This is a genomic window from Vibrio sp. 811, assembly GCF_033339195.1.
This window is the reverse complement of record NZ_JAWOUB010000077.1, coordinates 1-1,280: the sequence shown is the minus strand read 5'-3', so window position 1 is coordinate 1,280 and position 1,280 is coordinate 1. Positions and strand designations below refer to the sequence as shown.

Annotated in this window: 2 protein-coding genes; both read right to left on the bottom strand. The window is 45.2% G+C overall.

Features of this window, described 5'->3' with window-relative positions; genetic code table 11:
- The coding region (surE, locus tag R7Q46_RS24910; RefSeq protein WP_318077891.1) for a 5'/3'-nucleotidase SurE at nt 1–458 on the bottom strand (458 nt) is incomplete at its 3' end.
- Nucleotides 458–1,280 (bottom strand): tRNA pseudouridine(13) synthase TruD (locus R7Q46_RS24905; RefSeq protein WP_318077890.1); only part of this gene is annotated, 823 nt, incomplete at its 5' end. The genes R7Q46_RS24905 and surE, both read right to left, overlap by 1 nt.

Genomic DNA, 1,280 nt, shown 5'->3' with positions numbered 1-1,280 from the left:
TCAACCAACTGTCGAGCAATTTTAGCAGCCGACTCAAAATGACGTTTACCAACCAGTGAAAATGCAATGGCTTGCACGCCAAGAAAGTGCCCTTCCATTGCTGCAGCGACGGTACCAGAGTACAGAACGTCATCCCCCAGATTTGCACCATGATTAATGCCAGATAATACAAGATCTGGCAGGTCATCTTTCATCAGCTCATTTAGAGCAAAATGAACGCAATCTGTCGGTGTCCCTTGAACCGAATAAGTATTAGGAGCAATTTCTGTGACTCGCAGAGGCTGTTCCAATGTCAGTGAGTTTGATGCACCAGAACGATTTCGGTCTGGGGCAACAATGATCACTTCCGCGACGCTTCTCAGCTCATCCGCTAACGCGTGAATTCCTTGAGCATGCACACCATCGTCATTACTAATCAGACTTCTGAAAGCTTTTGTATTTGGTGAATCCCGTTCCATTAGTATTCTCTTTCTACTTTGACCTCATTCACCAACTCACGAACAATGGATGTAGCAAAAGAGCCTGCATCGAGTGAGAAGGTCAACGTAATATTGTTACCTTCAACGTTCCAAGCTAAGTCTTTTGGTTTGAGTGCGATTTCACGACGATCGTGACGCATACGATTACCACGGATCAGAGCCATTAAATCAGGTTCTTCATCAATAAATGGTTGTTCTAATGCAAGTGCATCAGTTTGGGTCGGTATCGCATTATCACCCGCTAAGGCAGCAGTAATTTCAACTTCACTCAATGCAAGCTTGTTTTGCATATCAGCAAGGTTATTCGCATCAACAGCCAACAATCCTTGTGATGTCTGTGCGATGTCACCATCGATGAATTTATCAAACACACCATTTTCTAGACGAGCAGAAACGATGCGGTTGAAGATCCATGAACGCGCGGCAGACAGGTACATGCTGCGTTTGTTTTGGTTACGCGTACGAACGTTTTCTCGTCCCCAACGACGAGCTTCGTCGAGGTTATTTCCATCGTTACCAAAGCGTTGGCTACCAAAGTAGTTTGGCACACCAACTTGTTTAACTTTTTCAAGGCGTTGCTCTACATCCGCCACATCTGTCACTTCAGACAAGGTAACCACAAACTCGTTCCCGATTAAGTCACCAGGACGCAGTTTTTTGTTGTGTCGATCGGTCGCTAGAATTTCAATACTTGGGTATTGCGCCAAAAATGTCGAAAAATCTGGAGTCTCACCTTTAGGCAGATGAAGACTTAGCCACTGTTCGGTTACTGCATGGCGATCTTTCAGGCCTGCCCAACTA